The organism is Vibrio sp. 10N.222.48.A3 (assembly GCF_041475345.1).
Classification (GTDB): domain Bacteria; phylum Pseudomonadota; class Gammaproteobacteria; order Enterobacterales; family Vibrionaceae; genus Vibrio; species Vibrio tasmaniensis_A.
Genome location: NZ_JBFRVX010000012.1, coordinates 1 through 5,467, shown reverse-complemented (window position 1 = coordinate 5,467; position 5,467 = coordinate 1). Strand labels below are relative to the sequence as shown.

The 5,467-nt window shown below is 48.3% G+C and carries 1 protein-coding gene and 2 pseudogenes; 2 read left to right on the top strand and 1 reads right to left on the bottom strand.

Annotated features, from left to right (window positions below):
• Window positions 1–3,457: pseudogene (locus AB4653_RS00250) on the top strand (beta-hydroxydecanoyl-ACP dehydratase); the annotation flags it as partial.
• 30 nt (window positions 3,458–3,487) lie between these two features.
• On the top strand, window positions 3,488–5,125 hold the full coding sequence (pfaD, locus tag AB4653_RS00245; RefSeq protein ID WP_009847297.1) for an eicosapentaenoate synthase subunit PfaD: 1,638 nt from the start codon (window positions 3,488–3,490) through the stop codon (window positions 5,123–5,125).
• 99 nt (window positions 5,126–5,224) lie between these two features.
• Here pfaD and AB4653_RS00240 read toward each other — a convergent pair.
• Window positions 5,225–5,467: pseudogene (locus tag AB4653_RS00240) on the bottom strand (ribonuclease D); the annotation flags it as partial.

The window sequence follows — 5,467 nt, the reverse complement described above, 5'->3', positions numbered from 1 at the left end:
GAACACAAAGACTACTCAAGCAAGTCAACGTGTGGGTCATTGCTCTGCTGCTTCTGGTATGGCAAGCCTGCTACACGGTCTGCTCAACCTGAACCTTGCACCTCTGAATCCGAATGTCAGTTCTAAGAGCGCGATTGTTGCCAACATCAGCGAAGGACAATGTTCACAGCTGCTACTAAGCCAATCGAGTGTTGAATCTCAATCACTTTCCGTTCGTTTAAGCAATGAACTGGCGAGCGATGCTAAACGTCAATTAGTTAAGCAAGTGACTCTTGGTGGTCGTGATATCTATCAACATATTGCCCAAACCCCAGTGACCAACTTGGCAACGATTCAACAGAAAGCTTCTGGTAAACAAGCAGCAAGAGTGGCGTCGGTTCCAACGACAGCAAGCATTCAAGCAGCCCTTGCACAAAAAGAGTTAGAGAAGAATGCATTAGCGCAAAACGCGATAGAGCCAGTCATCGAAACTCCTACATCAGTATCTCCTACTCTGGCGCCAACTCGCCACAGTCAGCTAACAGGTAACCACAGCAATATGACTCATGTCCTATCCGCTAAAAATGGCGCGTCTCAAATCGACGCAGCTTCACAGCAGCCGCAAAATCTAAGCCAAAACCAAGCTTTTGCTCAAAACCAGCAAGCGGCTCAACAGGTACACAAAGCATTCCTGCACACACGTGCCCAAGGCATGCAGATGGCTGATGCGTTATTAAAAGCACAGCTAAACGCAGTGACATCTGGTTTAGATAGCAATGCCCTGATTCAACAAACGACCAGCCAACAAACGACTGGTCAACAAACGCCAGCTCAGCCTGTTCAAGCTCAACCGGCTCAGGTTTCGTCAACGCCAGTCAACGTACTTGCGACGCCAGCACCAGTAAAACCTATCCGTAAGCCATGTATCTGGGATTACGATGATCTGGTTGAATACGCTGAAGGCGATATTGCGAACGTATTTGGCCCTGATTACGCGATCATCGATAGCTACTCGCGTCGCGTTCGCTTGCCAACCACGGACTACCTACTGGTATCTCGTGTAACCAAGCTAAACGCGACCGTTAACGAGTACAAGCCAAGCACAATGACCACAGAATACGACATCCCAGTTGATGCGCCGTATCTTGTTGATGGTCAGATCCCTTGGGCTGTTGCAGTTGAATCTGGTCAGTGTGACCTAATGCTAATCAGCTACTTAGGTATTGATTTCGAAAACAAAGGTGAGCGTGTTTATCGCCTGCTTGATTGCACGCTGACCTTCCTTGGCGACTTGCCTCGTGGTGGCGATACACTGCGTTACGACATCTCAATCAACAACTTTGCTCGCAATGGCGACACGCTGCTGTTCTTCTTCTCGTACGAATGTTTCGTTGGCGACAAGATGATCCTGAAAATGGATAACGGCTGTGCGGGCTTCTTCACCGATGAAGAGTTGGCAGATGGCAAGGGTGTGATTCACACTGAAGATGAAATCAAGGCTCGTAAGCTTGCAACTAAGCAACGCTTCGATCCTATGTTGCACTGCCCTAAAACTCAGTTTAACCACCAAGAATTGCGTCATCTACTGACTGCCAACATTGCAGAATGTTTTGGTCCAACTCACCAATCCAATAGCCACCAGCCTTCTTTATGCTTCAGCTCAGAGAAGTTCATGATGATCGAAAAGGTTAGTCGTGTTGAACCACAAGGTGGCACATGGGGACTTGGTCTGATTGAAGGTCATAAGCAGCTAGAGCCTGAGCATTGGTACTTCCCTTGTCACTTCAAAGATGACTCGGTAATGGCTGGTTCTTTGATGGCAGAAGGTTGTGGTCAACTGCTTCAGTTCTTCATGATGCACCTTGGCATGCACACGCTTGTTCAAAATGGTCGTTTCCAACCGCTTGAAAATGCGCCTCAACAAGTACGTTGCCGTGGTCAAGTTCTACCACAATCGGCAGAACTGACTTACCGCATGGAAGTGACTGAGATTGGTCTAAGCCCTCGCCCATACGCGAAAGCTAACATCGATATTTTGCTGAATGGCAAAGTGATTGTTGATTTCCAAAACTTGGGTGTGATGATCAAAGAAGACGACGAATGTACTCGTTATCTGCCTTCTTTAGAATCAGCTGTCGCGACCCCTGTTATCGAAAGCTTGGACCATAAAAGCTTGGGCCATACACCAGAAGTGAACCAACAGGCTTCAGCGAATGCGCCATTGATGGCTCAAATTGAAGACCTAGAAACTGCACCAAACAAAGGTGTGGTTCCTCTTCAACACGTTGAAGCTCCGGCAACTCCAGATTACCCAAACCGCACACCCGATACGGTTCCATTCACGCCTTACCACATGTTCGAATTCGCGACTGGCGATATCGAGAAGTGTTTCGGTCCTGATTTCTCTATCTACCGTGGAATGATTCCACCACGTACTCCGTGTGGCGACTTGCAGCTAACCACTCGTGTGGTTGAGATCGACGGTAAGCGTGGCGACTTCAAGAAGCCTTCATCGTGTATCGCAGAGTACGAAGTGCCAGAAAATGCATGGTACTTTGATGAAAACAGCCACCAGACCCTAATGCCTTACTCGGTATTGATGGAGATTTCACTGCAGCCAAACGGCTTCATCTCTGGCTACATGGGAACAACACTGGGTTTCCCAGGTGAAGAACTGTTTTTCCGCAACCTAGATGGCAGCGGCAAAATGTTGCGTAACGTCGACTTGCGCGGCAAAACGATCACCAACGATTCTCGTCTGCTTTCAACAGTAATGATGGGCACCAACATCGTTCAGAGCTTCAGCTTCGAACTGAGCACTGACGGCGTGCCGTTCTACCAAGGTACAGCGGTATTCGGTTACTTCAAGGGCGCAGCACTGAAAGACCAGCTTGGTTTGGACAACGGTAAAGTGACTCACCCTTGGCATGTTGATAACAACCGCACGCCGGATGTAAACATCAACCTACTAGACAAAACGACGCGTTACTTCAATGCACCTGTTTCTGCTACTGGTGAAGTGCAAGAGCACTACCAACTGGCTGGCGGTCGCTTGAACTTTATCGATACGGTGCAGATCACCAGCGATGGTGGTAAAGACGGTCTGGGTTACCTATACGCTGAGCGTACGATTGACCCAAGCGATTGGTTCTTCCAGTTCCACTTCCATCAAGATCCGGTAATGCCAGGTTCTCTAGGTGTCGAAGCGATCATCGAACTGATGCAAACCTATGCGCTAAATAAAGATCTTGGTGCTGGCTTCCGCAATCCTAAGTTTGGTCAAATCCAATCTGAAGTGAAATGGAAATACCGTGGTCAGATTAACCCTCTGAACAAACAGATGTCACTGGATGTACACATCACTGCAATCAAAGACGAAGACGGCAAACGCATCATCGTTGGCGACGCAAACCTGAGCAAAGATGGTCTACGTATTTACGAAGTGAAAGACATCGCGATTTGTATCGAAGAAGCATAAGCCTGACAGAGAACTAGGAAAGAATTTAGTATGACAACTCAAACTACAATCAATAACGAAAAGCTATCTCCGTGGCCTTGGCAGATCGAAGAGAGCACAACTCGCTTTGATAACGCAGCAATGTCGACAATATTGAAAGACTTAAGCCTTGCTTGTTACGTCGTGAACCACCCAGAAAAAGGGTTAGGTGTTAGCCAACAAGCAGAGATTGCATCGGGCGATTCAGCAAGCTCAGCGAACAGCCAACCTGTTAGCGCCTTTGCTCCTGCACTTGGTACACAAAGCCTAGGCGACGAAGATTTTCGTCGCTGTCACGGCGTGAAATACGCTTACTATGCGGGCGCAATGGCAAACGGCATTTCATCTGAAGAGTTAGTGATTGCGCTTGGCCAAGCTGGCATTCTTTGTTCATTTGGCGCGGCGGGCTTAATCCCGTCTCGCGTTGAGCAAGCGATCAACCGTATTCAAGCAGCACTGCCAAACGGTCCTTATGCGTTTAACCTGATTCACAGCCCAAGCGAACCCGCTCTAGAGCGCGGCAGTGTAGAGCTATTTTTGAAACACAAAGTGAAAACGGTTGAGGCTTCTGCCTTCTTAGGCCTAACACCGCAGATCGTTCACTACCGTGCCGCGGGCCTTAGCCGCGATGCACAAGGTGAGATTCAGATTGGCAACAAGGTTATTGCTAAGGTAAGCCGTACTGAAGTTGCAAGTAAGTTCATGCAACCAGCTCCAGTTAAAATGCTGCAAGCTTTGGTTGATGAAGGTCGAATCACAGCAGAACAGATGGAACTGGCACAGCTGGTTCCTATGGCTGATGACATTACCGCAGAAGCCGATTCTGGTGGTCATACCGATAACCGTCCACTGGTTACCCTGCTGCCAACGATTCTTGCACTGAAAGAACAAACCCAAGCACAGTACCAATTCAAAACTCCGCTACGTGTCGGTTGTGGTGGTGGCGTAGGCACGCCTGACGCGGCTCTAGCGACGTTTAACATGGGTGCTGCTTACATTGTTACCGGTTCAATCAACCAAGCGTGTGTTGAGGCTGGCGCGAGCGAACACACACGTAAGCTGCTTTCGACAACTGAAATGGCTGACGTGACTATGGCTCCGGCAGCAGACATGTTCGAAATGGGCGTGAAACTGCAAGTGGTTAAGCGCGGCACTTTATTCCCAATGCGTGCGAACAAGTTGTATGAACTTTACACTCGCTACGACTCAATTGAAGCGATTCCAGTAGAAGAGCGTCTGAAGCTTGAGAAGCAAGTATTCCGTTCAACACTGGATGACATTTGGGCAGGGACTGTGGCGCACTTTAACGAGCGCGATCCTAAACAGATCGAGCGTGCTGAAGGTAACCCGAAACGTAAAATGGCGTTGATTTTCCGTTGGTACTTGGGTCTTTCTAGCCGTTGGTCAAACACCGGCGAACAAGGTCGTGAGATGGATTATCAAGTATGGGCTGGCCCGGCACTTGGCGCATTCAACGCATGGGCGAAAGACAGCTACCTAGATGATTACCAGCAGCGTAATGCAGTCGACCTAGCAAAACACCTAATGCACGGCGCAGCCTACTTGGCTCGTGTTAACCTGCTGACTTCGCAAGGTATCAAGCTTGATCCGGAACTAGCACGCTGGAAGCCAACGCAAAGAATGGCCTAGGCATTTCAATACAGCGGTTAATTAAGCTCAACGAATAAAAAAAGCGACCTTAACGGGTCGCTTTTCTTTGAATCATCGAAATGTCATTGCAGTCGTTGGTTATTTGATCGCTTTATTTAGCTTCTCGCCAACCACATCTAAACGCCAACCTTGCATAACATCTGGCAGCTTTTCAGGATTACGATCGTACTTCCAAATCCAGCTTAACACTTGATTAAGTTGCTTCTTCGACGCCAAAAACTCAGTCGCTAAACCACTGTGTTGCGATGCTGTTTTCACTTCATCTTTCAACACTTTGAAGAGTTGCTTGTAACCTGGGTAGTCCATTAGACGTTCTACTGG